The sequence below is a fragment of the Pantoea sp. X-Soil-ISGK-421 genome, from assembly GCF_059730785.1.
Map to the genome: position 1 here is coordinate 269,904 of NZ_AP035980.1, position 26,103 is coordinate 296,006.

General features: G+C 54.9%; 24 protein-coding genes. 11 read left to right on the forward strand and 13 right to left on the reverse strand.

Annotation, left to right across the window (positions count from 1 at the left end; all coding sequences use genetic code 11):
- Positions 1-4 precede the first annotated feature (4 nt).
- The 4 genes from AC6I8K_RS19930 to AC6I8K_RS19945 all read right to left on the reverse strand — a co-directional run bounded on the left by AC6I8K_RS19930 (position 5) and on the right by AC6I8K_RS19945 (position 4,254).
- The gene (locus tag AC6I8K_RS19930; protein WP_483817994.1) at positions 5-1,084 is read right to left on the reverse strand and encodes a phosphotriesterase family protein; all 1,080 of its coding nucleotides are present in this window, start codon (positions 1,082-1,084) and stop codon (positions 5-7) included.
- Between the two features lie 3 nt (positions 1,085-1,087).
- On the reverse strand, positions 1,088-2,089 hold the full coding sequence (locus tag AC6I8K_RS19935; protein WP_162129959.1) for an ABC transporter permease: 1,002 nt from the start codon (positions 2,087-2,089) through the stop codon (positions 1,088-1,090).
- 18 nt (positions 2,090-2,107) lie between these two features.
- Positions 2,108-2,854, reverse strand: coding sequence for an ATP-binding cassette domain-containing protein (locus AC6I8K_RS19940; protein ID WP_176972170.1), 747 nt, complete (start codon positions 2,852-2,854; stop codon positions 2,108-2,110).
- 371 nt (positions 2,855-3,225) lie between these two features.
- Positions 3,226-4,254, reverse strand: coding sequence for a LacI family DNA-binding transcriptional regulator (locus AC6I8K_RS19945; protein ID WP_497827390.1), 1,029 nt, complete (start codon positions 4,252-4,254; stop codon positions 3,226-3,228).
- Positions 4,255-4,765: 511 nt separating this feature from the next.
- On the opposite strand from AC6I8K_RS19945, the gene AC6I8K_RS19950 reads away from it, so the two are divergent.
- Positions 4,766-5,716, forward strand: coding sequence for an ABC transporter substrate-binding protein (locus AC6I8K_RS19950; protein WP_064740167.1), 951 nt, complete (start codon positions 4,766-4,768; stop codon positions 5,714-5,716).
- Positions 5,717-5,720: 4 nt separating this feature from the next.
- Here the strand turns inward: AC6I8K_RS19950 and AC6I8K_RS19955 are convergent, their stop codons facing one another.
- Positions 5,721-6,590 (reverse strand): PfkB family carbohydrate kinase, encoded by an 870-nt coding sequence (locus AC6I8K_RS19955; protein WP_064740166.1) that lies wholly within the window; start codon positions 6,588-6,590, stop codon positions 5,721-5,723.
- Between the two features lie 28 nt (positions 6,591-6,618).
- Here AC6I8K_RS19955 and AC6I8K_RS19960 point away from each other — a divergent pair, with 28 nt between their 5' ends.
- Genes AC6I8K_RS19960 through AC6I8K_RS19990 form a run of 7 tightly spaced genes read left to right on the forward strand, consistent with a single transcriptional unit; the run spans position 6,619 to position 13,110 of the window.
- Positions 6,619-7,464: a BtpA/SgcQ family protein gene (locus tag AC6I8K_RS19960; RefSeq protein WP_497827391.1), complete on the forward strand. Its 846-nt coding sequence runs from the start codon at positions 6,619-6,621 to the stop codon at positions 7,462-7,464.
- Positions 7,464-8,123 carry a TenA family protein gene (locus AC6I8K_RS19965; protein WP_497827392.1) on the forward strand — a complete coding sequence of 220 codons (660 nt, stop codon included), beginning with the start codon at positions 7,464-7,466 and terminating at the stop codon, positions 8,121-8,123. The genes AC6I8K_RS19960 and AC6I8K_RS19965 overlap by 1 nt, the downstream gene beginning before the upstream one ends.
- Positions 8,120-8,887 (forward strand): ATP-binding cassette domain-containing protein, encoded by a 768-nt coding sequence (locus AC6I8K_RS19970; protein WP_064740163.1) that lies wholly within the window; start codon positions 8,120-8,122, stop codon positions 8,885-8,887. Before AC6I8K_RS19965 ends, AC6I8K_RS19970 begins: the two co-directional genes overlap by 4 nt.
- A gap of 31 nt (positions 8,888-8,918) precedes the next feature.
- Positions 8,919-9,890 carry an autoinducer 2 ABC transporter substrate-binding protein gene (locus AC6I8K_RS19975; RefSeq protein ID WP_497827393.1) on the forward strand — a complete coding sequence of 324 codons (972 nt, stop codon included), beginning with the start codon at positions 8,919-8,921 and terminating at the stop codon, positions 9,888-9,890.
- A gap of 11 nt (positions 9,891-9,901) precedes the next feature.
- Positions 9,902-10,843, forward strand: a complete 942-nt coding sequence (locus tag AC6I8K_RS19980; RefSeq protein ID WP_483817988.1) for an ABC transporter permease — start codon at positions 9,902-9,904, stop codon at positions 10,841-10,843.
- A complete protein-coding gene (locus tag AC6I8K_RS19985) occupies positions 10,840-11,784 on the forward strand; it encodes an ABC transporter permease (RefSeq protein ID WP_497827394.1) in 945 nt (314 codons plus the stop codon). The genes AC6I8K_RS19980 and AC6I8K_RS19985 overlap by 4 nt, the downstream gene beginning before the upstream one ends.
- A 3-nt stretch (positions 11,785-11,787) precedes the next feature.
- Positions 11,788-13,110: a M20 family metallopeptidase gene (locus AC6I8K_RS19990; protein ID WP_497827395.1), complete on the forward strand. Its 1,323-nt coding sequence runs from the start codon at positions 11,788-11,790 to the stop codon at positions 13,108-13,110.
- 76 nt (positions 13,111-13,186) lie between these two features.
- Here the strand turns inward: AC6I8K_RS19990 and AC6I8K_RS19995 are convergent, their stop codons facing one another.
- The gene (locus AC6I8K_RS19995) at positions 13,187-14,326 is read right to left on the reverse strand and encodes an acyl-CoA dehydrogenase family protein (RefSeq protein WP_497827396.1); all 1,140 of its coding nucleotides are present in this window, start codon (positions 14,324-14,326) and stop codon (positions 13,187-13,189) included.
- 200 nt (positions 14,327-14,526) lie between these two features.
- Between AC6I8K_RS19995 and AC6I8K_RS20000 the strand changes: the two genes are divergently transcribed.
- A complete protein-coding gene (locus AC6I8K_RS20000) occupies positions 14,527-15,585 on the forward strand; it encodes an ABC transporter substrate-binding protein (protein WP_064740157.1) in 1,059 nt (352 codons plus the stop codon).
- A 164-nt stretch (positions 15,586-15,749) separates the two neighbouring features.
- Here AC6I8K_RS20000 and AC6I8K_RS20005 read toward each other — a convergent pair whose 3' ends face one another.
- The 3 genes from AC6I8K_RS20005 to AC6I8K_RS20015 all read right to left on the reverse strand — a co-directional run bounded on the left by AC6I8K_RS20005 (position 15,750) and on the right by AC6I8K_RS20015 (position 19,002).
- Entirely contained in the window at positions 15,750-16,799 is a 1,050-nt protein-coding gene (locus AC6I8K_RS20005) for a PLP-dependent cysteine synthase family protein (RefSeq protein WP_497827397.1), read from the reverse strand.
- A 111-nt stretch (positions 16,800-16,910) separates the two neighbouring features.
- A complete protein-coding gene (locus tag AC6I8K_RS20010) occupies positions 16,911-17,918 on the reverse strand; it encodes an ABC transporter permease (RefSeq protein ID WP_064740155.1) in 1,008 nt (335 codons plus the stop codon).
- Positions 17,919-17,928: 10 nt separating this feature from the next.
- Positions 17,929-19,002 (reverse strand): ABC transporter substrate-binding protein, encoded by a 1,074-nt coding sequence (locus AC6I8K_RS20015; protein ID WP_497827398.1) that lies wholly within the window; start codon positions 19,000-19,002, stop codon positions 17,929-17,931.
- Positions 19,003-19,196: 194 nt separating this feature from the next.
- On the opposite strand from AC6I8K_RS20015, the gene AC6I8K_RS20020 reads away from it, so the two are divergent.
- On the forward strand, positions 19,197-19,973 hold the full coding sequence (locus AC6I8K_RS20020) for an ABC transporter ATP-binding protein (RefSeq protein WP_497827399.1): 777 nt from the start codon (positions 19,197-19,199) through the stop codon (positions 19,971-19,973).
- Between the two features lie 69 nt (positions 19,974-20,042).
- On the opposite strand, the gene eptA is transcribed toward AC6I8K_RS20020, so the two are convergent.
- From eptA to AC6I8K_RS20035, 3 genes are all read right to left on the reverse strand, one after another.
- Positions 20,043-21,686 (reverse strand): phosphoethanolamine transferase EptA, encoded by a 1,644-nt coding sequence (gene eptA, locus AC6I8K_RS20025; RefSeq protein ID WP_497827400.1) that lies wholly within the window; start codon positions 21,684-21,686, stop codon positions 20,043-20,045.
- A 399-nt stretch (positions 21,687-22,085) separates the two neighbouring features.
- Complete coding sequence (locus tag AC6I8K_RS20030; RefSeq protein WP_483818518.1) at positions 22,086-23,069, reverse strand: aldo/keto reductase; 984 nt, start codon at positions 23,067-23,069, stop codon at positions 22,086-22,088.
- 271 nt (positions 23,070-23,340) lie between these two features.
- The gene (locus AC6I8K_RS20035; protein WP_497827401.1) at positions 23,341-24,435 is read right to left on the reverse strand and encodes an NADH:flavin oxidoreductase/NADH oxidase; all 1,095 of its coding nucleotides are present in this window, start codon (positions 24,433-24,435) and stop codon (positions 23,341-23,343) included.
- Positions 24,436-24,614: 179 nt separating this feature from the next.
- Between AC6I8K_RS20035 and AC6I8K_RS20040 the strand changes: the two genes are divergently transcribed.
- Positions 24,615-25,523, forward strand: coding sequence for an AraC family transcriptional regulator (locus AC6I8K_RS20040; protein WP_497827402.1), 909 nt, complete (start codon positions 24,615-24,617; stop codon positions 25,521-25,523).
- 25 nt (positions 25,524-25,548) lie between these two features.
- On the opposite strand, the gene AC6I8K_RS20045 is transcribed toward AC6I8K_RS20040, so the two are convergent.
- A complete protein-coding gene (locus tag AC6I8K_RS20045; protein WP_497827403.1) occupies positions 25,549-26,079 on the reverse strand; it encodes a GNAT family N-acetyltransferase in 531 nt (176 codons plus the stop codon).
- Between the last annotated feature and the right edge of the window lie 24 nt (positions 26,080-26,103).

Here is a 26,103-nt window from a genome sequence, read left to right on the forward strand (position 1 = left end):
CCTTTTACCCGCCAAATACGCGCTGCGGGTTAGCAATCATTAAGGTTTCGAGTTGTTCGCCGCTAACACCGTGACGTTTCAGGCGCGGGACAAAATGTTTGAGGATGTAGCCATAACCGTGACCGCCAAAGCGGGTCAGCATGGTTTTCAGGAACACATCCTGCGACAGCAAAATTTGCTGAATGTAGCCGTCATCGATCAGTTCGCAGATGGCGCGCGCGTTCTCTTCATCGGAAGGCGATTGCGCGGATTCATCGGCGTAGTAATAACTCATGCCGATCATGTCGTATTCAAGGAACACGCCGCGGTCGGCCAGTTCACGCTGATAGGTTTTATCGGCAAAGCTGGGATTCATATGGCACAGCACGGTATGACGCAAATCGGCGCCTTCCTGCTGCAGAATATCCAGCACGTTGTGACCTAAACGCTCCCAACCCGGTAGATGCACCTGAATCGGTACGCCGGTCGCCGCACTGGCGCGCCCGGCAGCCCGCAGCGACTTCTCTTCATCGGCGGTAAAGCGGCTGGAGATGCCGATCTCGCCGATCAATCCGGCGATCACCTCGGGTTTTTCCGCTGCACCGCCGAGGTCAAAAATCAACTTCTCAGCGAGTTGCTCGACGCTGATGCGCTTCACCCATTCCGGATGTGACGGTTCCAGATACAGGCCGGTGCCCATCACGATATTGAGTCCGGTTAAACGCGCGATGCGTTGCAAGCCTTGTGGATCGCGGCCAATGCCGATATTGGTAGGATCGACGATGGTTTCGCCGCCCAATGCGCGGTACTTCATCAACTCGTCAATCGCCATCTCGACGTCAAACAGCTGGCAGTTGTCGCGGCTCATCAACGGATTCATGTTGAGTTCGCCGAGGTTCTCCATTTTGACCGGCATCTCAGCGAGATGACGATCGCTGCAGCAGCAGGGCGGCACCCATTTGCCGGACGCATCCAGCAGAATGTGTTCGTGCATTAAAGTGACGCCCATCTGGCTCAGGGGCAGCGGCCCCAAAACCGTCATCACCTGTCCACTGCGTACGCCGAGCGGTAACGGATCCGCATGACGAAAAATCGATCCTTTCATGAGCTATCCTTTTGCCGGCGCGCGGGTGGGATTGAGAATGCGGGTGTTGAGCCAGATGGCGAGCAGGATGATGGTGCCGGTAGCGATTTGCGTATAGAACGGCGAGATGTGCGACAGGATCAGCCCGTTCTGAATAATCGCTATCGACAGCGCGCCCAGTAGCGTACCGATAATGGTGCCGAAGCCACCAAACAGGCTGGTGCTACCGAGAACGACAGCTGCGATCACCTGCAACTCAAAGCCTTCGCCCTGATTAGATGAACCGCTACCGAGACGCGCGGTAATGATCATCCCGGCCAGCGCCGCCGCCATGCCGCTGATAATATAGACCTTCATGGTGACCGCTTTGGTATTGATACCGCTGCGGCGCGCACCTTCGGCATTCGAACCAATCGCCGTCACGTAGCGGCCAAACCGCATGTGATTGAGCACTATATGCCCGGCGAACAGCACCACGATACCGATCAGTGCGGGCATCGGGATGCCAAGCACCCACGCGCGGCCCATAAAGGTAAACAGGCTGTCAGCCGGGACCGGAATTGAGTAACCCTGAGTGACCAGCAGCGCGATACCGCGCACCACGGCTAAGGTGGCTAAGGTGACGATAAACGCCGGAATCCCCTCAAAGGCGATAAAGAAGCCATTAATCGCGCCAACCAATCCGCCCAGCAACAGCCCGCCAATTAACACCACCGGCCACGGCAATCCCCAGTTATTCAGCGCGATAGCCGAAAGCGCACCCACCAGCGCCAGCGTCGAACCCACCGATAGATCAATGCCGCCGGTGGTGATCACCAGCGTCATCGCGGTGGCGACGATCAGCAGTGGGGCGCTCTGGCGAATGATATTCAGCCAGTTAGTGCTGGAGAGAAAGTTGCTGGTGATCAGTGAAAACACGACGCAGCAAAAGATGAAAAACAGCGCAATGCTCACCACGCCCGAATGGTTGTGCAGCAGGCGACGCGGTAGCGAATGCTGGATCATGCGCGAACTGCTTAAATTCATGATGCTCATCCCGTTACCTCAGTGTGCCGCCGCTGAGTGAGCGGTAAACTTCTCACCCACGATCAAATTAACGATATCGCTCAGGCTGGTATCCGCTACGCGCCGATCCGCCACATTGGTGCCTTCGTACATCACCATGATGCGATCGCACACCAGGAACAGATCCTGCAGGCGATGGGTGATGAGGATGACGCTGACTCCACGTGCCGAGACACGGCGGATCAGTTCCAGCACCGCTTCGACTTCCGCTACCGCTAATGCGGCAGTCGGTTCATCCATGATCAGCACCTTGGGCTCGAACGCGGCGGCACGCGCAATTGCAATCGCCTGACGTTGTCCGCCAGACAAATTGCGCACCAGTAAACGCGTATCCGGAATTGAAATGCCTAAGCCTTTCAGCATCTCGCGCGCCTCAGCGTGCATTTTGGCTTGATCAAGAAAAGGAATACCGAGCACGCTTTTCATGGGCTCGCGACCCATAAACAGATTTCCTGCGACGTCTACGGTGTCGCACAGCGACAAATCCTGATAGACCATTTCGATGTGACAGCGGCGCGAATCGGCCGGATTAGTAAAGTGCTGTTGTTCTCCATCAATGCGAATGGTGCCGCTGGTGGGCACTACCGCGCCAGAGAGCACTTTGGTTAACGTCGATTTACCCGCGCCGTTATCGCCGACTAAGCCCAGTACTTCGCCCGGCGCCAATTGCAGATTGACGCCGCGCAGGGACCGTATTGAACCGTAAGTTTTGGTGATGTTAATCATCTCTACCCGCGCTGAGGTAGCGTGTGGCTGCAGCATCTGAACACTCCCAATCGGTTGCCGGGAACAGGCTCTGTTAGCGCGAAAAATGCCTTTTCTGACACGATTTACAGTCTAGTAAACCGGTTTACCTGTCAGATAAATTATTATCCGAACTCACAGAGCAATAGGTTACAACGATATTTGTTTGCCGCTGGGAACGTTGCAGCTTCTGTGCCAGGTTAGAATATAGACAGTTTGGCAAGCGTAAAACTGATTCAAATTCAGCTGGTTAATAATTTAATATTTAGTAAACCGGTTTACCTCGCGCCGCTCGACGTCACTGCATTGATCAACATTTGCGCCAATGTTGTGCAATTTTGCGCCATTGTGGGTCAGCTAAGGCAAATCTGGATTGAATCGCGTCCCACCCACTCAACGGGCAGGCGCGTTTCCAGCGGGATAGTGGTGTCGCTATTGAGCAGGCGCAGCATGATGTCCACTGCGGTATAACCCAGTTGCCGTGCGGGCTGGCGGATGGTCGAGATACGCGGCTGCGTCAGGTCGGTATAGTTGGCGTCATCAAAGCCAACCAGTGAAAGGGCATCTGGCGCCTGTAATCCACTGGCGCGTAAACCATCCAGCAATCCCAGCACCAAATAATCACTGGCCGCAAATACCGCTGAAGGGCGTGGCGACTGGCTAAACAGGTGCTGCAAGGCCTGCTGGCCGAACTCGCGTGCGTAGTTGCCGTACATCACCCATTCGTCCGGTATCGCCAAACCGGCTTGCTTCATTGCAGTGCAGAAGCCGAGATAACGTTCGCGCACACTCATTAACTGTTCCGGGCCACCGATAAACGCAATATGACGATGTCCGGCGGCGATGAGGTGTTCCGTGGCAATACGCCCACCTTGCACGTTGTCGGCAAACACTTTTGGTACGCTGCTGCCGGGAATGTCTTCATCGAGTAACACAATATGCTGATGGCGCTGGATCTCTTTACGCAACAGGCCGTTATCCGGGCGGTTGGTGGTGAACAGCAGACCATCAACCTGACGTGTATCCAGCCAGCGAATGAACTGCGCTTCTTTATCGGGATTGTTGCGGGTGATGCACAGCACCAAACTGTAACCCCGCGCTGACGCCGCTTCTTCTGCGGCATCGGCCAGTTCAGCAAAGAAGGAGTTGGTGATATCGGGTAGCACCAGGCCGAGGGTTTCGCTGCCGCCTTTGCTCAGGCGCCGCGCCAGGCTGTTGCCGCGATAATCGAGCTGACGTATCGCTGCTTCGATGCGATCAATCGTCTCCTGCGGCAATACAATGCTGTGATTCATATAGCGAGAGACCGTGGCTTTGGAAAGCCCGGCTAACTGTGCCACGTCGGATAACAGCACGCGTTTGGTATTCATAGTCCTCGCCATATTGAGTTATTGGTCGCCAAAAATGGGGTAATACCGTTCACTTAAGCGCCGTATCAAAACACCGCACATTCCGTAGCGGCGCGATTTATCGCGCAATGAATTGCGCCGCTACAATGTGTGCGCTCGGTTATTGAAGTAACTGACAAGCATTGCGCCAAAAATGGCGACCTCACTAAGCGCCGCAATATCTGTAACACACATAAGCACAGCTGATACAGCGCTTTCCTGTATTCACTGGCGCGTAAATAAACACTTGACAAAAAAAGTCACTCAGCGAATTGTATGCACAGTTTACCGCATTACCGGGAATCCATTCCCAAACCGACTTAAGTTATTTCACCAGGTATTCCTAACGGATGGGTTACCGAAAAAAACTTAAGCAGGTCGTTGTAAAAACACGGCTACGTTGCCGTGTGTACATCACGCCATCGATATTTGCCCGCCAAAAAATAATCTCAGTGTCTTAAGGCTGGGAAACGCTGATTATTCTTTATTCCCGACGAGGAACACCATGATGTTATCTTTCACCGGAAAACTGCGTTCATTGGTTTTGGCTTCCACCTTAATTTCTGCGGGTTCATTTTTCTCCCTGGCGCAGGCCGCGCCGACTTATGCATTAGTGCAAATTAATCAGCAGGCGCTGTTCTTTAATCTCATGAATCAGGGCGCGCAAGAAGCGGCAAAAGCCAGCGGTAAAGAGTTGGTTATTTTCAATGCCACCGATAATCCTGTGGCGCAGAACGATGCGATTGAAAACTATATTCAGCAAGGTGTGAAAGGTATTTTAGTTGATGCCATTGACGTCAATGGCATTATGCCAGCGATTAAAGAAGCCGCCGCCGCAAAAATTCCCGTCATTGCCATTGATGCGGTATTACCCGCCGGTCCGCAAGCGGCACAGGTCGGCGTGGATAATCTTGAAGGTGGAAAAATCCTCGGTAAATATTTTGTCGATTACGTGGCGAAAGAGATGGGCGGCAAAGCGCGTGTCGGTATTGTTGGCGCATTAAATTCGGCAATTCAGAACCAGCGGCAGAAAGGCTTCGAAGAGACGATTAAAAGTAACAGCAATATCACCGTCGCCGATGTGGTGGATGGGCAGAATATTCAGGACAACGCCATGACGGCAGCGGAAAACCTGATCACCGGCAATCCTGACTTAACCGCAATTTACGCCACCGGTGAACCGGCATTGCTCGGTGCGATTGCGGCAGTGGAAAATCAGGGCCGCCAGAAAGATATCAAAGTATTTGGCTGGGATCTGACGGCAAAAGCCATCAGCGGTATTGATGGCGGCTACGTCACCGCCGTGTTGCAGCAGGATCCAAAAAAGATGGGTGAAGAGGCGTTGAAAGCATTGAACGCGCTTTCTGAAGGCAAAACGGTGAGCAAAACCATTCTGGTTCCGGCCACCGTGGTAACCAAAGCGAACGTCGATAGCTACCGTCCGCTGTTTAAGTAACAGATCACTCGCTGCGCGTGGCAAGCAGCGCAGCGAGTTCTTGCTGGCTGGGAAAAGCGTTAACGGTGCCGGTGCGACCTACCGTCATCGCGGCGGCCAGGCTGGCGTGGTGTAAAGCAAGTGCATCGGGTTCCACGCCGCGTAACAGCGAGGACGCGAGCAGCACGGCGAGGAAGGTATCACCCGCGCCAGTGCTGTCCACCGCGCGCACCGGCGCTGCCGGGCAGAAGTGGCGTTCCGTTTCATTGATTAGCCAGGCGCCCGCCGCGCCCTGGGTGATGATTAAGCTGCTCACGCCAGCGGGTTGCAGCAACTCCGCTTCCAGCTGATTGACAACCGCGATATCGACCAGCGGCCAAAGTTGCGCGAAGTCAGCATTGACCGGCGAGGGATTAAAAACTGTTTTCAAGCCGTTGGCTTTTGCCCACATGAAAAGGAGGCGCGTTTTCTCAATAGAGAAGTTGCCTTGCTGCAACAAAATATCGCCTGCTTGAGCATCGGCTAAATAAGGCAGCATCTGCTCAACGGTTAATGTGTCTGCCGCCGCCGTCGTGGTAATAATGGCATTATCGCCATCGCGGCTGTTTAAAATAATTGAGGCGTCGCTGGGCGATGATGAATATTCAGTGGGGAGTAGCGTAACCGGCTCTTGCGCTATTTTTTCACGCAGCCACTGGCCATTGCTGTCGTCACCGATGGCAGCAATTAATCGCGTATCGATACCACAGCGTGCAATAACAATCGCCTGATTAGCGCCTTTGCCGCCTATATCCTGCGAGACTTTAACGCCGTGAATAGAGGCACCTTTTTGCGGAAGATCGATAATCGACCAGGTTTCATCAACAACAATATTCCCTGCAACATAAATTTGCATAATGGTTCTCGTTAATAAGGTGGAGAAGATGGTTTCTATATCAGCAGGAAAAGTTAGCGCAATACAAGATATTTTTTCCAGAAAGAAAGCAGTGATTGGCGTCGTGCATTGCGATGCTTTTCCAGGCGCACCTAAATATCGTGGAAAACCACTGTCAGCTATTATTGAGCGTGCGCTACGCGATGCTGAAAATTATATTTCTGGTGGCGTACATGGTTTGATTATCGAAAATCACGGCGATATTCCTTTTGCTAAACCAGACGATATTGGCCCGGAAACCGCAGCCTTTATGGCGGTGATAACGGAGAAGATTCGCGAACGTTTTGGCGTGCCATTGGGGATTAACGTATTGGCGAACGCCGCCATTCCTGCCTTTGCTACCGCCTTAGCGGGCGGCGCAGATTTTGTGCGTGTCAATCAATGGGCGAACGCCTATATCGCCAACGAAGGCTTTATTGAGGGTGCGGCAGCGAAAGCGCTGCGCTACCGCAGCCAGCTACGCGCCGAACATATCCGTGTGTTTGCCGATAGCCACGTCAAACACGGTAGCCACGCCATCGTGGCCGACCGCTCGATTCAGGAGCTCACACGCGACGTTGATTTCTTCGAAGCCGATGCGGTAATCGCCACCGGGCAACGCACCGGCGACAGCGCCACGCTGGATGAGATCGACGAAATCCGCGCCGCCACCGAGCTGCCGCTGCTGGTCGGTTCCGGCGTCACGCCCGCCAACGTGTGCCAGATTCTTGGCCGCACGCAAGGCGTGATTGTTGCCAGCACCCTGAAAGTCGATGGCGTGTGGTGGAACGAGGTAGAACGCGCGCGCGTGAAGCACTTTATGTCCGTGGCGCAAGCGGCGCTGGAGGAAGCGTAATGAACAGCTTTACTGACCAGCTTTTGCAGCAGCACCACGCACTGTGGCAGGCGATGCAACAACATCCGTTTGTGAGAGATATTGAGCGCAATCAGCTGCCCGACGCGGTGTTTAACCGCTATCTGGTGTTTGAAGGTAACTTCGTCGCCACCGCCATCAACATCTTCGCGCTGGCGGTGAGCAAAGCGCCCGATATTCGTCAGCAACGCTGGCTAATCGGCGTGCTGAATGCGCTGGTGGATACGCAAATCGCCTGGTTTGAGGAGGTGCTGGCGCGCCGCCACATCAACCCATTGGATTATCCCGATGATCTGCCCGGCGTCAGCGCGTTTCGCGATGGCATGTTTCACGTGGCAAAGCAGGGCAGTTTTGCCGAAATCCTGACCCTAATGTTTGGTGCCGAGTGGATGTATTACCACTGGTGCGCCCGCGTCAGCGCTCAGCCGCTGCTGGATGATGACATTCGTCATTGGGTCGATATGCATGCCGAAGAAGCGTTTCACCAACAGGCGTTATGGTTGAAAGCCGAATTGGACCGCAGCGCGCTGGCATTGGCGGAAGAGGAAAAGCAGCGTTTATCCGATCTCTACGCGCAGGTACTGCAGTGGGAGATCGATTTTCACAGCGCCGCCTATCTGAGTGCCGGGGAGGCAAGATGACGACGTGTTTTATTGAAGCGCGCAACATCTGCAAACGCTTTGGCGCCTTAACCGCCCTCAATCAGGTGAATCTCAGCATTCATCGCGGTGAAGTTCTCGCGCTGCTGGGTGACAACGGCGCGGGCAAATCCACCTTCACCAAAGTGCTGTCGGGCGCATACAGCGCCAGCGACGGCGAATTATGGATCGAGGGTAAAGCGGTGAAATTCAGTTCGCCGCGCCAGGCATCCGAACACGGTATCGCCACCATTTATCAGGAGCTGGCGCTGGCGGAGAACCTCAGCATTGCGGAAAACGTGTTTCTTGGTCGTGAGCTCAAGCGGCGCGTGCTGGGCATTCCTTTCCTGCGACGCCGGGAGATGCGCGAGCAGGTTGATCAACTGTTAAAGGATCTGGATGCACACATCTCCGATGCCGAAGCCTCGGTCGGCAGTCTCTCCGGCGGACAGCGTCAGGCGGTGGCGATCTGTCGCGCGCTCAACCTCAATGCGCAGCTGGTGATCATGGATGAACCCACCGCCGCGCTGGCGGTGGCCGAGACGCAGAAGGTTTTGCAGCTTACACGCCGACTCGCTGAACGCGGCTGCGCGGTGGTGCTGATCAGCCACAACATCAGCGATGTGTTCGCGGTGGCCGATCGCATGGTGGTATTCCGCCGTGGGCGAAAAATTGCCGAGCGCCGTCATGCCGAAACCTCACCCGATGAAATCGTTTCACTCATTACCGGCGCGCATCCCGATGCGCGCGCGTTTGAGAATCAGTAATTGTTATGCCATTAACCCAGGGGAAATAAAGATGCGCCGAATTACCACTGCAGTCTGTTCTCTCTCATTACTGTTTTCAGGTTATGCCCTTGCCGCCGAAAAAGTGGCCTTTGTGCCGCAGATCATCGGTATTCCCTATTTTCAGGCGATGGAGGCGGGCGGTAAACGTGCAGCCAGCGATCTGGGCGTCGAGTTCGTGTACAGCGGCCCGGTGGATACCAATCCAATGGATCAGTTGCAGATTGTGCAGAACCTGATCGCGCAGAAGGTGAATGCGATTGGCATCAGCGTGCTCGATGCATCAAGCATCGCGCCGGTGCTGGCGCAGGCGAAAGCCAACAATGTGCATCTGTTCACCAGTGACAGCGACGCACCCGACAGCGGACGCCCGGTTTACGTGGCGCAGGCCACCGATCAGGGTTTAGGTGACGCCATTATTGATGAAATGGTTAAGCGCGTGGGCGATCACGGCAAAATCGGCATCGTCTCCGGCGAGGCCACCGCCTCCAACCTCAACAGTTGGATTGGCTTTATGCAGCAGCGGGTCAAAAGCAAATATCCCAACATCACGTTGCTCAAACCGCAGTATGCCGGCGGATCCGCCAGTCGCGCGGCACAGATTGCTACCGATTTGATGTCCGCCAATCCGGATATTAAAGGCCTCATCGCCATGGCATCGACCACGTGCCCAGGCGTGGCGCAGGCGATTGAGACCGCAGGTAAAAATGGCAAGGTGATCGGCAGCGGTTTCTGTAGCCCAATCACCGCGCGCGCCTATCTGAAAAGCGGTGCTTTTGGTTACACCGTGTTGTGGGACCCCGAGAAGCTCGGCTATCTCACCGTGTGGGCGGGCAAACAGCTGATTGACGGCAAAGCCTTCAGTGCCGAAAACCGCGTACCAGGCTTCACCGAACCGGTGAAGTTTGATAGCAAAACCGGCGTGTTGCTGCTCGGTTCGCCTGCGGTGTTCACCAAAGAGAATGTCGATCAGTTCAAATTCTAACGGGGCTTCACATGCACATGACTTCACGGGAGATCGCTTTGCTGGCGATTGCCCTGTTAGCCATCGCCGGTTTTTCCTGGTTTTCACCCTGGTTCGCGACGGTCGATAACCTGCTCACCATTCTGCGCAACAGCAGCGAACTGCTGCTCATCGCGCTAGGCATGACGCTGGTGATCGCCATGGGCGGCGTGGATGTGTCGGTCGGCGTGGTGATGGGCGTTGCCGCATGGGGCGTCGGCCAATTGCTGCTCGTCAACTCGCCGTGGTTGGCGGCGTTGGCCGGTCCGCTGCTCGGCTTGCTGCTCGGGCTGATTACCGCATTGGTGGTGGTAATGGGCCGCATTCCGGCTATCGTTGGCACGCTCGGTCTGTTCGGCGTGTGGCGTACCGGGCTGTTTGCGCTGCTCGGTGGACAGTGGTTATCCGGATTGCCCGGCAGCTTAACCAGCGGCCTCATGCATCCCCTGCTGGGACTGCCGGTGATGGCGTGGATCATCGTGCTGGTCTGGGCCTGCGTCTGGCTGGTGTTACGTCACACGCCTTACGGTTTGTGGTTGCTGGCAGCGGGTAATTCGGAGGAGAAAGCGCGGCTGGCGGGCATTCCTGTCACACAGGTGCGTATCGCGACCTTCATGATCAGCGGCCTGCTGTGCGGCATCGCCGCGACCTGCTACATCGCCACCTATCGCAACGTTGAGATGACGGTCGGCGGCAGTCTGGCGCTGGAAGCCATCGCCGCGGTGGTGCTGGGCGGAACGCGCATTACCGGCGGTGCCTGCAGTTTGTTGGGCACGCTGCTCGGCGTGCTGCTGCTGCGCATCCTGCAAAACGGCTTATTGCTGGTGGGCATTCCCTCGCTGTGGCAAACCGTGGTCACCGGCGCGGTGCTGCTCGTCGTGCTGAGCAGTGAAGCGGCAAGCGGTCGCGTTATTGCTTTCAGGAGGACCGCATGAGTTGGTGGCGCAAATTTCCTGACTTAACGCTGTTGAGCGCGCTGTGGCTGCTGCTGGCCATTGGCATTGTGCTGGTGTTGCCGCAGATGCTGGCATCCTGGTCGATCACCTCGATTCTGCAGTTCGCGACCTTACTGTCGCTGGTGGCGCTCGGTCAATCATTCGTGGTGATGAGCGGCGGTGGCGGCATCGATCTCTCGGTGGGCGGCAACGTTTCGCTTTCGGCGGTGATGGGCATGCTGGCGCTTCATCAGGGCATCAATCCGCTTTGGCTACCGCTGATCTGCCTGATCACCGGCACGCTGGCGGGTGCGATAAACGGCTGGTTGATCGCGCGGCTGCGCCTTTGGCCGCTGATCGTCACGCTCGGCAGTTTCTATCTGTTTTCCGGGCTGGCGCTGGCGCTAACCGGTGGCGCCGCGGTTGCCGGTGTGCCCGCCGAACTCACGCAGTGGGGGCGCGGTACGCAATTCTTTGTTCCCTTACCGTTCCTCACCTGTGTGATTCCAGCCTTCCTGATTGCCTGGCTGATTCTCAGCAAAAGTGCGTGGGGAAAATGGATTTACGCCTGTGGTTTCAATGAACACGCCACGCGGCTGGTGGGAATTCCGGTCGATCGCCTGCGCTTTCTTACTTACTGCCTGAGCGGCATGCTGGCGGGCTGCGCAGGATTCGTCTCGCTCAGCTGGTTGGGCAGCGCGCGACCAGAAATTGGCGTCAATCTGGAGCTCGAATCCCTCACCGCCGCATTACTCGGCGGCATCGCCATCTTTGGCGGACGCGGCAGCGTGATCGGTGTATTAGCCGCCGCACTGATGCTGGTCACCATCAAAACCTGCATGTTGCAACTGGGATTGAACAGCGTCTGGCAGCTCGGCGTGGTGGGCATTTTGTTAATTATCGTGTTGATGGCACAACGACTTTTTATCTATCGGAGATAACCAATGAATCTGACTGAACAAATCAGCGCGCACGTTGAAGCGAGCGCTGAACGCATCGCCAACACGCTGTGCGATCTGCTGGCGTTTCCCTCTATCGTCAAAGTCGATCCGCGTGAAGCTGGGCCAGGCGAGCGTGATTGCCAGCTTTACCTGCAACAGCGTCTTGAATCGCTGGGCATGGAGACCGATCTGTGGGATCCCGATGGTCCGGCGCTTTTCGCCAAGTATCAAGGCCGACCCGGCGCCAATAAAGGCCGCACCTTTGAAGGCCGACCCAATCTCGGCGGCACGTTAGCGGGCGCGGGCGGAGGAAAATCGCTGATGCTCACCGGCCATATTGACGTGGTGCCGCCGGGTCCGTCGGAACATTGGCATACCGATCCCTTTGTACCGGAGATTAAAAACGCGGCGGTGTATGGTCGCGGCGCCGTCGATATGAAAGGCGGCGTCGCCTGCATGTTGATGGCGGTGGAGCTGTTGCAGGATCTTAACATCCGTCTGGCGGGCGATGTGGTGTTTACCACCGTGGTGGATGAAGAGATCGGCGGCATGGGATCGCTGGCGATGGTCGATCGCGGATTTAAAGCCGATGCGGGTATTATGACGGAACCCACGGCTAATCGCATTTCACCGATCTGCCACGGCATTTTATGGGGCCGCATTATTCTCGACGGCATTGGTGGTCACGCGGAGCTGACGCCAAACAGTTGGGACAGCAGCGGGCCGGTGGATGCAGTGATGCTGTGTCGCCAGATGCTTGATGGCCTCGATGTGCTTAACCGCCGCTGGCAGACGCAGCCGAGCAAAAACCATCCGCTAATGGCATTGCCGAACCAGATCATCGTTACGCAGCTGAAAGTCGGTGAACACCCGGCCTCCATTGCTGGCCGCGCCGAGATTGTGATTGATGTGCAGTATTTGCCAGCCGAGAAGGATGAGATGGGGCTGGGCGGTAACGTCAAAAAAGAGATTGAGGCGCACGTTGCCAAAGTCTGCGCGCTCGATCCTTATCTGGCAACACACCCGGCTAAAGTCGAATGGATTCTGGATGCTGATTGCGCAGAAATCGCTGCGGAACATCCGTTCGTCACCACTTTCCAGCAGGGCGTGACCGACGCCGCACTCAATCCGCAACTGGCTGGATTCGGCGCACACAGCGACATTGGTTTGCCAAGCACGCTGGGGCAGACGCCGACGGTGAACTTCGGCCCCGGCGATCCGGCGATGTCACATCAACCGAACGAGCATGTCGCAATCGCCGATCTGGTGGCCTGCACCAAAGCGATTGCATTGACGTTAGTGCGCTGGTGTGGAACCGCCGTTTGACACGACGTCGCGCAATAAATTGCGCCGCTACAGAACCTTGCACCTATCTGTAGCGGCGCGATTTATCGCGCACTTTTTATCTCTCTGCTGCAAGCGCCGCTTTTCCCACGGAAGTGAAGATGGCGTCGTCCTGCGGCGTGTGAATGCGACCGCACAGCACATTGCGTAGGTGACGTTGTAACGGATGGTGGCGCGTTAAGGCGTGATTGCCGATGCTCTCCACCATCAGCTGCACGCTGCGAATGGCGTTTTCGGTCACCACCTGTTTGATTTGTGCGGCATGTCCGCTGGCGATGTGGCCATGCGCAGCGCTGCTTAATAGCGTTTGATTGGTGAACAGCAGCGTATCGATGCGACCCACCAGCTCATGAAAACGCGGCAGCGATGCCAGCGGTGCGCCAAGATTGGCGGGTACCCGCTGCTGCAAGAAGGAGATAAACCAGTCGCGCGCGCTGTGCGCAATTGCGTCATACAGCGAACCGAGCAGCACCGCCATCCACACCGATTCCTCTTCATTCAGACCCGGACGCGGCGTGCTCCACCGCACTACGTTCACCGCGTGATCGAGCGGGATTAGCACGTCATCCAGCACCACGCGGTGACTGCAGGTGCCGCGCATGCCGAGGTGATCCCACTCATCAATAATCTGAACGCCGGGCGCGTTGGCCGGCACCAGATAGCCGCCCACCAGCGGATCGGCATCATCGCTGCTGGCCCAGACCAGAAACCAACTCAATCCATGGCTACCGGTGGAGTAAATCTTCTCGCCGCTGATGCGCCAGCCTTCAGTGCTGCGGCGGGCGCGGGTGGCGGGCAATCCACCGCGCGCAGGCGTGCCTAATTCGGGTTCGACGCGCAGTGCGTTGATTAGCGCACCGTCACGAATCACGCTCTCCGCCACCTTGCGGCGCACGGCATCTGGCCAGTTTGAGGTGTCGTCGAGCCGACGCGTATTAAGATATTGCATGATGAGGATCAGCGCGGCGGAAGGTTCGCCGCGCGCCACGGCCTGGATAATCGTCTGGCTAGCCAGCAGATCGCCGCCGCTGCCGCCTGACGCCGTCGGTAATACGAAATGCACTAAGCCATGCTGCTGCAACACATTAAAAGCCTGCCTGGGAAATTCGCCGCTGCGATCAACCTCTTCTGCGTCTTTTTCTAAGGCTTGAATAATCACCGGCAATATTTCAGCCAGAAAGGGCGGGATATTTGCCATGCGCTATTAATTCCTCAATCCAATCAGACTTAATTGTTTGCTTTTCTGCCACCGCTGTAAAAGCAATAAATCGGCTATATACATGCGTAATCGGCATAATTCTGCGGCCAGTTGAAGTGTTAATTTGCCATGGCTACTTCTGCGCAACTTTTTAATTAGGGTTAACAACTTCACCTGCATTTATTTTTGGGAGTCATTTAATGCCAAATAATTATTTAGTTTCCCGTCGGCATTTTCTGGGATATTCCGCCGCGGCGGCGATGGCGGCAACGTTACCGGGCCGCGTATTTGCTGACGATCATAGGGCAGGCATGTCGATGCCCGGCGATTTACTGCAAGATGGCCCAGGAAAATGGGCGCTGGCGAAGCCGACGCACGTGCGTCTGGCGGTGAATCTCAACGCGATTTGCCTCGCGCCGGTGGTCGTGGCCGATCAACATCACTTCTTTAAAGCGCACAACCTGGACGTAGAGTTTGTTAACTTCGGCAACTCAACCGAACTGCTGTTGGAATCCATCGCCACTGGCAAAGCCGAAGCTGCCATCGGTATGGCGCTGCGTTGGCTCAAAGCGCTGGAACAGGGCTTTGACGTTAAACTCACCGCCGGCACGCACGGCGGCTGTATGCGCCTGCTGGCGCGCGAGGGTGGCCCAACCACGCTGGAACAGTTGAAAGGCAAAACCATAGGCGTCACCGACATGGCCGGCGCGGATAAGAACTTTTTCTCGCTAATGCTGAAAAAGCACGGCGTCGATCCCAACACTGACGTCGACTGGCGCGTGTTCCCGCAGGATTTGCTGCCGATGGTGCTGGAGAAGGGCGAGATTCAGGCCGCCAGCGGTTCTGATCCGGTGATGTGGCGCTTAACCCAGAAGCCGGGCTATCGCGAGATTGGCACCAACTTAATGGACGAGTACGCCAAACTGAGCTGCTGCGTGGTGGGCACGCGCGGCAGCCTGATTCGCGAGCAGCCGGAAGTGGCCGCCGCCATTACTCACGCCATTCTGCAGGCGCATGCCTATGCGGCGCAGCATCCGGAAGCGATTGGCAGCGAGTTTAACGGCCATGCGCTCAACACCACGCCGCAGGAGATCGCCAGCGTGTTGAAAACCCATACACATGGGCACTATTCGGTGGGTCACGCGTTTGTAAATGAGATCGACGTGTATGCACGCGATTTGAAAGCGATCAACGTGTTACGACCGGAAACCGATCCGATGTTGTTCGCCAAAGGGATTACCAGCAACGTGTTGGTTTAAATTGAAAGCGCGCGATAACTTCCGTAAGGTCGCCATTCGTGGCGACCTGGTGCGCATAAATGCGCACCCTACGAAAAACGCACCAATCCTTTGTAGGGTCGCCATTTATGGTGACCGAAAGATGCTTAACTGACGCGAATTAAGCAATGTATTGCGCATTATTTTTACGCGATTTTCCTGGAGGTTTGCACGGCGCTCGCCAGCTTCAGCGACTCCGCGGGCACCTGATGAGCGAACAGCTGGGTGGTCAAATAACTGCTGCCGCCGTCGGCCAGTAACACCACGATGCGCTTGCCGTGATTCTCCGGTCGCGCCGCGACCTGTTGCGCCGCCCACAACACGGCACCCGACGAATCCCCAACCAGCACGCCTTCGCTCAGCGCCAGCTGACGCGCCGCCGCATAGGCTTGCCAGGTTTCCACCGCAATCACCTCATCGTAAACCCGGTGATCGAGATTGGCAGGAATACGCTCCGGCGTCTGGTTGCTAAACGCATGGACGCCGGTGATCTCCAGCGGATCCGGACGCAGCTCGCTCGGCTGTGAACCCACACCCGGTTCCACGGCAATCACCTGTAAGCCGGGATGCTGCTGTTTGAGATAACGTCCGGTGCCAGAGAGCGTGCCGCCGGTGCCGACGGCGGCGATAAAGATATCCAGCTCGCCTCCGCTGTCGCGCCAGATTTCCGGCCCGGTAGTGCGCTCGTGTACCGCCGGATTGGCCGGATTATCCAGTTGCAGCAGAAAATGCACTTCCGGCTCTGCGGCGGTGACCTGCTCGGCCAACCATTTGGTGGCGGCGACGAAATCGCCGTTGCTGGCATCGTAAAATTCTTTAAAGCCTTCAATGGTGCTAAACGGCACCACTTCGGCACCGTAGGCCTGAATGATCTGGCTGCGTTCGATGCTGACGAAATCATTGATGTAGACGCGGAACTTGTAGCCTTTTGCCGCCGCAATCGCCGCTAAACCAATGCCGGTATTGCCGCTAGTGGTTTCAACCAGTGTATCGCCGGGCTGAATAAGGCCGTTGCGTTCTGCGGCTTCAATCATGCTGAGGGCAATGCGATCTTTCACACTGTGATTAGGGTTGAACAGTTCCAGTTTGGCGATTAAATCAGCCTGAATCTCCTGCTGCTGCGCATAGCGCGACAGACGAAGCAGCGGTGTGTTACCAATCAGTTCGGTGATAGAAGCGGAAATCTTTGCAGCCATAATCGACCTCGGAAATAGATGATTTGAACCTGATTAATTGCGCGATAAATCGCGCCGCTACGGATGCGTGCACATACTGTAGCGGCGCAATTTATTGCGCAATCTGTGTGCTTACCATTTCACCGCGCTGCGCTGCCACGACAGCAGGCGGTCACGCACCAGAAACAGCAGGGAGATCAGTGATGAGAACAGCAGTGCCATGACGATCAACGCGGCGTACATATTGGCGTAAGCCGCCCAACCTTGTGCCCACTGCAGATACCAGCCGAGCCCGGACTTCACGCCCATCATCTCCGCCGCCACCAGCACCGAAAACGATGCGCCCAAACCCATAAACAGGCCGACAAACAGATGCGGCAGCGCGGCAGGCACCGCCACACGCAAGACGAGAAACAGCGAATTGGCACCCAGCGTGCGCGCCACATCGTAATAACGGGTATCAACGCTGGAGACACCTGACCACGTCAGCACCGTCACCGGGAACCAGGTCGCCAGCGCGATCAGGAATACCGCCGCCGAGAAGCTCGACGGGAAGAAGTAGAGCGACAACGGCAGCAGCGCAGTTGAAGGCACCGGACCAAGAAAGCGCAGAATCGGATGCACCCAATAACCCAACCCGCGCGACCAGCCAATCGCCACGCCGGTAATGAAGCCGACCACGCTGCCGTAGATAAAGCCGAAGGCCAGCAGACGCAGCGAATTGAGTACGCTATCCAGCAGGCGCGGCCAGTCGGTGGCGTAGGCTTCTACCAGCGCACGCGGCGGGGCGAAGAAGGGCGCGGGCAGCAACCCCAGTTTGCCGGTGACGGTTTCCCACAGGCCAATCAGCAGCGCCAGCACCATCAGCCAGGGACCGCTGCGCTTGAGTGGCGCGCGCAGCGTCAGTCGCGGGAACAGGCCTGAGGCAATCGTCAGCCCGGTGAGAATGAGCGCTATGGCGGCAAACAGCTCGTGCGTTTCATTAACAAAGCGCGGGGCGGCAAAGCCCTGCGGTTTATCCGGCACCGCCACCATCAGCGCTACCAGCGCCCACCACAGCAGGAGTGCCCCCCAAACCGCCGGTTGAATGCGGCGCGGCACATCGTGGTTGCGGGCAATCGTCAGGGTTTCACTGGCCATTCTCGTCTCCTTAGCTGGACATGTTGCTCATGTGCGCCATGTTGCTGGCGTGTTGATGGGCCGCTTTAGCGGGCAGCAGCTCCGGCACATAGTGCTCAGCGAAGCGCTGCGCATCGGTCTCCGGACGGATCACGTTGATTTGTTTTAGCTCATTGATATACACCGCCACTTCTTTGCGCAGCTGCACGCCAGTGGAGTGATGACTATGTGTGTGCTCTTTTAGCATCGCGGCTATATCCTCAACCGCCACTGAGCCCGGCACAAACGGCTGGAAGATTTTCGCTGTCTCCTCCGGATGCTCGGCGGTCCACTGCTGCGCATCGACAATTGCCTGCGTGATGGCGCGCGCGGTGGCGGGATCGTCACGCACCAGCGAGCCGCGCAGGCCCAGCACGCAGCAGGTTAGGTTGGCGTATTCGCCTTTTAGGTTGTTATCCACTTCCACCAGGTCGTGCTGCTTCTTCAGCAGCCAGCCCTGCGGATCGTCAGTGGCCAGCGCCTGCACTTCGCCTTTGCGCAGCGCTTCGCCAAACAGGTCAGGTGGATATTGTAACCAGTTAACCTGTTTATCGGGGTCGATGCCCTGTTTCGCCAGCTGAATGGCGAAGAAGTTGCGAATCGGACTGGCCTGATCGCTCACCGCCACCGATTTACCCACTAAATCTTTCACATCGCGAATACCACTGTTCTGCGGGGCGAGTAAACGCATGCAGCCGCCGTGCGTGCCGACCGTGAGGTCAACATCAAAGCCTTGCTCCAGCGGCTTCAGCCAACGCAACGCCATGCCAATCCCGCCATCGGCCTGTCCAGTGGCAATCGCCTGTAACAGCGCATCGGTTGGGCCACTGAAGTTCACCGGTTCCACATTCAGGCCGTACTTTTTAAAGAAACCTTGTTTCAGCGCCACCGAAATCGGTGACTGACACACTGCGGTTTGTCCCCACGCTAGCTTGATGGTTTTGAGGGATTTATCGTCGGCAAACACCTTGCTGCTCAGCAACGGATTCACCGCCACGCCGGCACTAAAGAGACCCAGGCCACGTAATAATGCACGACGGCTCAGAGAGAATTGTTGAAATGCCATCCTGTCTTCCTTGTAGATAAATTTTACAGGCACTATGGCAAAGGCAATAAGCGCGACCAAATAACATTCCCGCATGACATCATGCAATTTTTCATTATGAATATTTACGGATAAGTTTGCCGAAATGGCTATTTCGAGCAGGCAAAGGTGCGGCTTATGCTTTATTTCTTAGCATATCTTGCAGGAGCATAAATATGGCCACCACCTCGGCGGGTGTGAATATAGCGATTGAGCAGGTTAATCATCACTTCACCTTAGAAGGCGAAGCGTTGCCGGTGCTGGAGAATATTAATTTGCAGGTCAAGGCCGGAGAATTTGTCGCACTGCTGGGGCCGTCCGGTTGCGGCAAATCGACGCTTTTGCGTCTGCTGGCCGGACTGGAACCCCCAACCAGCGGTTTACTGGCGGAAGAGGGCAAGGCGATCACCGCGCCCGATCCGTCGCGCGTGGTGGTGTTTCAAGATCCAACACTCTATCCGTGGCGCAATGTCTATGACAACGTTGGCCTCGGCCTGCAGATTCGGGGTGAAAGTCGCCCCCTGCGTGAACAACGCATTAATGCCATGCTGGATCGCGTTGGGCTCAGGCAGTTTGCCCGCGCCTGGCCGCATCAGCTCTCCGGCGGGATGGCGCAGCGTGCAGCGCTGGCTCGTGCGCTGGTCAATGTGCCGCGTTTGCTGATCCTCGATGAACCGCTCGGCAAGCTCGATTCACTGACGCGGTTGCGTATGCAGCAGGAGATTGTCGATCTGTGGCAGGAGCAGCAGTTCACCACGCTAATGGTAACGCACGACGTGGAAGAGGCGCTGGTGATGGCTAATCGCGTGGTGGTGTTCAGCCCAAGACCGGCAAAAGTGGTGGATGTGATCGCGGTTAATCTGCCGTGGCCACGCCGTCGCGACGATCCACAACTGGTGGCACTGCGTAGCCGTATTCTGGATTTATTGGGGGCGGATCGGGTGGCGGCGTGACGTTGGTCGCCAGCAATGGCGACCTTACAACGGCTTCGTAGGGGCGCCATTTATGGCGACCTTATAGCACTAACCCTGCGTGGCCCGACAACTGGCCAGAATATCATCCGCAGGCTGATATTCACGGGTCTGAATCCCCGTTAATCCCAGCAGGGTGGAGAACAGATTATCCTGCGAATAACCCTGATGCATCGCGAGCTTATCGACACAGCTTTTACTCACGCCATAGCGCTGTTGATAATCCGGTGATAACCAAATCAGCATCGGCACATGTTTCTGCACATCAGGCGCAATTGCATACGGCATACCGTGCAAATAGGCACCGTTTTCACCTAAAGATTCACCGTGATCGGAAAGATAAACCAGGCTGGTGGTAAAGTGATCCTGATGCGCTTTTAGCACATTAATCGCTTTATCGATAATGTAATCGATATACAGAATAGTGTTGTCATAAGTATTCACCAGCTGCTGTTGCGAACAATCCTGAATTTGATTGGTATCGCACGTCGGCGTGAATTTTTTAAACTGTGGCGGATAGCGGTTGTAATAGGTTGGGCCGTGACTGCCAATGGTATGCAAAACAATTACGCCGTTGCCTTTGAGGTTTTTAATATAATCCTCAATGCCGTTGAATAACACCTCGTCATAACATTCCCCATCGTGACACATATTCGCCAGATTCAGACTGGTCATATCCTGATGCGGCACGCGGTCGCAGGCACCTTTACAGCCGCCGTCATTGTCTTGCCATAAAACCTGCACACCGGCACGCTGGATAATATCGAGCATGCCTTCCTGATGATCAGCGAGCTGATCGTCATAATGTGCGCGCGGCATATTAGAGAACATACAAGGCAAAGAGACCGCAGTAGCCGTGCCGCAAGACTGGGTATTTGGAAAATAAGAGACATCATCTTTCGCCAGCAACGGCGTGGTTTCACGGCCATAACCATTCAGCTGGAAATTCACCGCGCGCGTGGTTTCACCCACCACTAAAATCGTCAGGTTTTTCTTTGCACCCGCCAACATTGCTGGTTGTTGTTTGGCGTCTAAACCAATTTTTACCAGCGGCAGATTAGCGGTGCGGCTGTGGTGGTACCAGGAAAGCGTCGCCACGATCGAATTGGAAGGACTGAGCGATTTAATCAGCTCTTTTTGATTACGGAACAGCGAGGCGTAATCTTTATAGAAAAACGTCGCCACCAAGGCGATGCAGATTATCGACACGACGATGGACGCAGCGCGTTTGGCGATGTTTTTCCAGAGAGGTTGGCTATTATTGATCCCAATCCAGAAAACCAACAGGGCCGCGAGCAAGCCGCTGCCACCCAGGGTAATAATTAACTTGGGTGACAATAAGGCAAAGGATTCTGACGGTGTGGTATCCAGAATATTCACGATCATCGAGCGATCGATAACGATACCGAAGGTCCAGATGAAATATTGCGCCGCAGCCGCAACCAATATAAACAGCGCGAGAATCAGCCGATCGAGCCACACAAAGGAGGCGAGCGTGGCAATAATATTGATTACGCTAAAGGCCACTAGCGGCATGGAGGCGAAGACGGCTATTGTGCGCAGCGTATCAAGCGGCATCGCTTCAATCACCTGACGATAAAAGGCAATATTCAGGAACACCGCAATATAAAGTGAAAATAGCGTAATAAAGGTCAGCCGACTTAGCGTCGGTCTTTTGCGCAGCGAAAATATCATTGGTCCATCCATAAAAGCTCAGATGGGCCTAGCTTAAGCAGTGAAGGTTAAGTAAACCTTAATTTAGAACCAGATGGCCAGAAAGCTCACTACGGTGAACACACTTACAACGACGGCCAAAAATTCACTGAAGGGTCGGGACATCATCGATTTCATAAAAATTTCCTCTTAGGTTGAGGACATTTTCATTTCTGAAGATTAAGTGAACCTTAGTATGAGAATAAATGACATTACGCGGCTTAATTGCACACAGCTGTCGGTCGGCGAGTTTATCCACCCTGATCGCCGCGGGTATAACGCGCAGATGCAGTTGACGTTATGAGAGCAGGGATCAATTAGGGCAGCCTTTATGGATTATTGGGCTGCCCGAGTGACTGAAACGCATGTATTCAGGAATATTTATGATGCTGGCTGAACAATCTGCATCTGTTCCTTGTTCATACGACCGCCAAACACGGTTAATCGGGCCAGTGCTGTATCCATTTCACTCAATTCAGCTGCAGTAAATCGAATATTTACCGCACCCAGATTTTCATGCAGATGATTGATATTTCGGGTGCCAGGGATCGGCACAATCCAGGGTTTCTGCGCCAGCAACCATGCGAGTGCAATCTGAGGAGGCGTGGCATTTTTTTCCGCCCCGATTTTTCTTAGCAGATCAACAAACGGCTGATTAGCTGCCAGGTTTTCAGGTGAGAATCGTTCAAAGCCTGTCCGAAGATCTTTTTTTGCATCAAAATGGGATCGCGCGTTCAGTGCTCCGGTTAAAAAACCCATGCCAACTGGGCCCCAGGGAACAAAGCCAATCCCCAACGCTTCACAGGTTTGCAGAACGCCGTTGTGTTCCGGGTCGCGGTTCATCACTGAGTACTCAGTCTGTACTGCCGCTACCGCTTGAACAGCATGAGCGCGGCGAATAGTTTCAGGGCTGGCTTCGGAAAGACCAAAATGCAGGATTTTGCCTTCGCTTATCAGATCTTTGATGGTGCCGGCGACGTCTTCAATCGGCACGTTGGGATCAACCCGATGTTGATAATAAAGGTCAATACGATCGGTTTTCAGGCGGCGAAGGGATTCTTCAACAACCTGACGAATATGCCGAGGCTGACTGTTTAGTCCACCGTTTTTGATATCGAAGCCAAATTTACTGGCAATGACCACCTGATCACGAATCGGCGCTAATGCTTCTCCAACCAGCTCTTCGCTGGTATAGGGACCATAAACTTCCGCCGTATCGAAGAATGTCACGCCCTTATCATGTGCTTCACGCAATGTGCGGATACCCTGTTGACGATCGGCCGCCGGTCCGTAATTGGCACTGATGCTCATACAGCCTGCACCCAGTGCTGAAACGGTAAGGTTGCCGAGTTTTCGCATTGGCATAATGTCTCCTGCTTGCGATGGATGGTTAGTGTTCTGTGCCCCGGAAGCGAGGGATATGGAGGCCCCCCACGACAGCGAGCTGACCGCCATGCCTGCGCTTATCACTGCTGTCCGGGAGATGAAACTGCGTCGACTCATTGTTCCTGCCGACGTTGATAATGCCGCTGACGAAGCATCGAACTTTTCTACTTTCATGATTATCTCCAGAGGGAAAATGGCATTAAGCGGCAGCGCTGAGTTAAGGCTGACGGTGGCAAATAAAAAGAGAGAATTATTCCGCCCAGTTCTTTAGCCAGTACGCATAAGCAACGGGTAATACTGACTCTGGCGAATTGATCTGAAGTTCCCGTGCAGCATGGAATACCCAATGGGGATTGGCCAAAAGCGTGCGGGCAAAAAACACCAGGTCAAGTTTTGCATCCTGGATAAAGTCGTTAGCATCGCTGGCTTTGGTGATCATCCAACTGGTTGCAACGGGGAGACCGGTTTCTCTGCGAACCCGTTCAGCGTAGGGAACCATGAAATTTGGACCCCAGGGTACCTGTTCATCGGGAGTTGAGAGCGCTAACCCAACATCAGCAAAGTCGATCCCAGCTTTTTTCAGCCATCGAATGACTTCCAGGGATTCAGCAAAACTGTGTTCAGGACAGGCATCAAATTCAATGACACCGAGTCGGGCGGTGAGTGGCAGATGTGCAGGCCAGACAGATTTCACGGCCTCGACCACATCAAGCATAAAGCGTGCACGGTTCGCTAAAGAACCGCCATACTGATCTTCACGAAGGTTGGTTTTTGATGACAGGAATGTTTGTGCCAGAAAGCCGTGTGCAAAATGAAGTTCAAGCCATTCAAATCCAGCTTCCGCAGCGCGGCACGCGGCCTCTTTAAAAGCATGAATGGTATGCTGGATCTCTTCGCAAGACATCTCATGCGGAACATAGTCGCTACCTTCTACGTAAGGCACTGCGCTGGCAGCAACGGGGACCCATGCCTTTGGATCCTGCTGATCCAAAGGAGCGCCACCTTGCCACGGCGGCGTGCACCCTGCTTTTCTGCCCGCATGCCCAAGCTGAATTCCCGCTACCGCTCCGGCTTGTTTGATGGCGGTAACAACGGATGCGAATCCTTCAGTGTGAGCATCACTCCACAGACCAAGATCACCTGGTGTAATTCGCCCTTCTGGCAAAACGGCGGTTGCCTCAACGATGAGTAAACCCACGCCACCGTTTGCCAGCATCGAATAATGCGACTTATGCCAGTCATTAATGAAGCCACCGTCAGCCTGATATTGGCACATCGGTGACGCGACGATTCTATTGCGAAGGGTAGTGTCTTTGAGCGTGTAGGAATCAAATAAACCAGGCATCTTTCGTCTCAGCTTTTCAGGTTAAGTGTTGACCTATTATGGGATGGCTATTGCTTGTTAGGCTTGTCGGATCTGCCGAGAGAATTGCCTAAAACGATGCATGTGCCTCAACGAGTACATTTTGAATTTTACTGATGTTAAAATCACCTGACTGAATCTACGGCGATGGGTGGGCTTAAATGGTCGATAATAATGTGAATTCTGGCCTTGGAAATTTGGCTGCGCTGATTAGCAGGATTGCCCAAAACGAGGGCGATCACGTGACGGCTATAGCCTCACTTTCTGTTCATCGTCGCGATATGCCAACGTTGCCCGTGCACTGTATTTATCAGATGGGTTTAGGTGTAGTGGTGCAGGGAGCAAAAGAGATCATGCTGGCGGGAAAACTAACGCATTACAGCGCGGGTGAGTCCTTGCTGACGACGATCGATTTGCCGGTGGTATCGCATGTAACGCAGGCTAGCCAGCATGAGCCATTTTTAGGAATGATGTTAACGTTTGATCCTCGCATGGTGATGCAGATTGCCGCGCTGATGCCGCCGGCGAAGCCTGGTAGGGAGATATCACTCAATCCACTGTCTGTCGAACCTTTGGATGAGGGGTTGATTAATGCGTTAAGCCGCTTAATTACGTTACTGGATGAGCCGGATTTAATAACTCACCTGGAACCCCTGATTCAGCAAGAAATTGTTATGCGCCTATTGGCCAGCAACCATGGTCCACTACTAAGGCAAATAGCCACGGCCGGTTCGCCAAGCCAGAATATTTCGAAGATCGTTGGCTGGCTAAAACAAAACTTCACACGGCCTATTAGCATGGATGAACTGGCTGCGAATGCTTTCATGAGCCCATCGACTTTTCGCCAGCATTTTCGCTCAATGACGGGGGTGAGTCCCTTGCAGTACCAGAAAAAGCTGCGATTGCAGGAAGCCAGGCAACAGATGTTGAGCAAGAATCTTGATGCCAACAGCGCAGCGTTAACTGTTGGCTATGAAAGTGCGTCGCAGTTTAGCCGCGAATACAGACGCGAGTTTGGCGAATCTCCGCAACGGGATATCAAACGCACGCGTTTGAATGGAGAGGGCTAAGTCGATAACTGCTTGATTACAGACTCTATCCGCTGCGCAGCAACCCAAACAGCCAATCGTTATGCCATGCATTTCTCAGCCAGTAACTTTCGCGCAGTTCACCCTCCAACACGAAACCGACTTTTTCCAGCAATCGACGTGACGGCATATTGCCTGCAGTGACGGTGGCGCTCAGGCGATGGATGCCGCCGTCGCTGAATGCATAGTCACAAATCGCCTGAAGCGACTCGTGTGCATAGCCTTTGCCTTGCGCTTCTGGTGCGAACAGAAAGCCGACTTCGGCGCAGTCATTTTCACGATGGATATAGCCGCTGACGCCGATGCGATTACCCGTCTGTTTTTCACGCACCACCAGACAAAGCCAATGCTCGCTCTGCGGCGACCAGATCGGCAATCTTGCTGAAAAGTCTGCGAGAATTTTTTCTTCTGTTTTTTGGTCAGCGACGTAGTGCATAACGTCTGGCGAGAGCTGGAGTTGACGGAAGAAAGCCCAGTCGGCCTCCTCAATCTGCGAGCAGGTGAGTCTGGAGGTTTCAAGATGCAGTTTCGTAGGCAATGTTCACCTTCGGTAACAGGACAA

Bases quoted from the DNA above. Each gene is read 5' to 3' on its own strand.
- AC6I8K_RS19995 (WP_497827396.1), bottom strand. From the start codon at position 14,326: ATGGCAAATATCCCGCCCTTTCTGGCTGAAATATTGCCGGTGATTATT.
- AC6I8K_RS20020 (WP_497827399.1), top strand. From the start codon at position 19,197: ATGGCCACCACCTCGGCGGGTGTGAATATAGCGATTGAGCAGGTTAAT.
- AC6I8K_RS20010 (WP_064740155.1), bottom strand. From the start codon at position 17,918: ATGGCCAGTGAAACCCTGACGATTGCCCGCAACCACGATGTGCCGCGC.
- eptA (WP_497827400.1), bottom strand. From the start codon at position 21,686: ATGATATTTTCGCTGCGCAAAAGACCGACGCTAAGTCGGCTGACCTTT.
- AC6I8K_RS20005 (WP_497827397.1), bottom strand. From the start codon at position 16,799: ATGGCTGCAAAGATTTCCGCTTCTATCACCGAACTGATTGGTAACACA.
- AC6I8K_RS19955 (WP_064740166.1), bottom strand. From the start codon at position 6,590: ATGCAAATTTATGTTGCAGGGAATATTGTTGTTGATGAAACCTGGTCG.
- AC6I8K_RS19930 (WP_483817994.1), bottom strand. From the start codon at position 1,084: ATGAAAGGATCGATTTTTCGTCATGCGGATCCGTTACCGCTCGGCGTA.
- AC6I8K_RS19975 (WP_497827393.1), top strand. From the start codon at position 8,919: ATGCGCCGAATTACCACTGCAGTCTGTTCTCTCTCATTACTGTTTTCA.
- AC6I8K_RS19980 (WP_483817988.1), top strand. From the start codon at position 9,902: ATGCACATGACTTCACGGGAGATCGCTTTGCTGGCGATTGCCCTGTTA.
- AC6I8K_RS19965 (WP_497827392.1), top strand. From the start codon at position 7,464: ATGAACAGCTTTACTGACCAGCTTTTGCAGCAGCACCACGCACTGTGG.
- AC6I8K_RS20015 (WP_497827398.1), bottom strand. From the start codon at position 19,002: ATGGCATTTCAACAATTCTCTCTGAGCCGTCGTGCATTATTACGTGGC.
- AC6I8K_RS19985 (WP_497827394.1), top strand. From the start codon at position 10,840: ATGAGTTGGTGGCGCAAATTTCCTGACTTAACGCTGTTGAGCGCGCTG.
- AC6I8K_RS20035 (WP_497827401.1), bottom strand. From the start codon at position 24,435: ATGCCTGGTTTATTTGATTCCTACACGCTCAAAGACACTACCCTTCGC.
- AC6I8K_RS20040 (WP_497827402.1), top strand. From the start codon at position 24,615: ATGGTCGATAATAATGTGAATTCTGGCCTTGGAAATTTGGCTGCGCTG.
- AC6I8K_RS19935 (WP_162129959.1), bottom strand. From the start codon at position 2,089: ATGAATTTAAGCAGTTCGCGCATGATCCAGCATTCGCTACCGCGTCGC.
- AC6I8K_RS19960 (WP_497827391.1), top strand. From the start codon at position 6,619: ATGGTTTCTATATCAGCAGGAAAAGTTAGCGCAATACAAGATATTTTT.
- AC6I8K_RS19950 (WP_064740167.1), top strand. From the start codon at position 4,766: ATGATGTTATCTTTCACCGGAAAACTGCGTTCATTGGTTTTGGCTTCC.
- AC6I8K_RS19990 (WP_497827395.1), top strand. From the start codon at position 11,788: ATGAATCTGACTGAACAAATCAGCGCGCACGTTGAAGCGAGCGCTGAA.
- AC6I8K_RS20000 (WP_064740157.1), top strand. From the start codon at position 14,527: ATGCCAAATAATTATTTAGTTTCCCGTCGGCATTTTCTGGGATATTCC.
- AC6I8K_RS19940 (WP_176972170.1), bottom strand. From the start codon at position 2,854: ATGATTAACATCACCAAAACTTACGGTTCAATACGGTCCCTGCGCGGC.
- AC6I8K_RS19945 (WP_497827390.1), bottom strand. From the start codon at position 4,254: ATGGCGAGGACTATGAATACCAAACGCGTGCTGTTATCCGACGTGGCA.
- AC6I8K_RS20030 (WP_483818518.1), bottom strand. From the start codon at position 23,069: ATGCCAATGCGAAAACTCGGCAACCTTACCGTTTCAGCACTGGGTGCA.
- AC6I8K_RS19970 (WP_064740163.1), top strand. From the start codon at position 8,120: ATGACGACGTGTTTTATTGAAGCGCGCAACATCTGCAAACGCTTTGGC.